Origin of the sequence: Halomonas sp. SpR1, assembly GCF_031010175.1 — a bacterium.
Classification (GTDB): domain Bacteria; phylum Pseudomonadota; class Gammaproteobacteria; order Pseudomonadales; family Halomonadaceae; genus Vreelandella.
Map to the genome: position 1 here is coordinate 1 of NZ_JAUAMB010000095.1, position 645 is coordinate 645.

1 protein-coding gene is annotated in these 645 nt (G+C 47.8%); it reads right to left on the bottom strand.

Annotated elements, in window-relative coordinates; translation table 11 throughout:
• Positions 1–38: 38 nt before the first annotated feature.
• Positions 39–368, bottom strand: a complete 330-nt coding sequence (locus tag QT231_RS24290; RefSeq protein WP_308339332.1) for a hypothetical protein — start codon at positions 366–368, stop codon at positions 39–41.
• Positions 369–645 lie beyond the last annotated feature (277 nt).

The following is a 645-nucleotide window of genomic DNA, read 5'->3' on the forward strand; positions in this document are numbered from 1 at the left end:
AAGAAAGACCGAAGAAGAGCCTTGGAGGGCTGACACCGTCAGCCTATGCCGAGCAACTGGTGGTAAAACACGATAAAGTTACTTCTGACTCTAAACCCAGGTGCTACTGAAGATGGGGTGACGTCGGGTACGCCGATATCGCGTGGTTCGAGTACTTCAACGCCGTATGAAGTGAGCCTCGCATGCGTATTTCCAACGAGAGGTTCTACGACACCTTGGCGATGAAACAGTGTGACGATGGTTGCTATATCATGCCAAGGAATACCCAGCTCATTTTCTAATGGTGTTAGATCCACCATGTCATTACCACGGTTGTACTCACTGAGCATTTTATTGGCGATTGCTTGTTTAATGTCTTGTGTGTTCATTCAGGTACCTGTCAGCACGATTGATATTGACCCTGAGTTCAGATTGAACGGCCAGCGAATAAACGGCATGCAACCATCGAAATCTTAACTCTTGCTATTGTCTGTTTGTTTATACAGTATTCTGCCCATGGGAAGCGACAGGCAAACGCTGTAAGCGAGCCACTAAACCCATCTAGTCAGATTTCGCTTAGACCGGTAATGTCTCTTTCCACTGCCAGGGCAACAGCGTGTTGAGTTCATCATCGTCTAGGGTGGGCAATGTGGCGAAGACGTACTG

Bases quoted from the DNA above. Each gene is read 5' to 3' on its own strand.
- QT231_RS24290 (WP_308339332.1), bottom strand. From the start codon at position 368: ATGAACACACAAGACATTAAACAAGCAATCGCCAATAAAATGCTCAGT.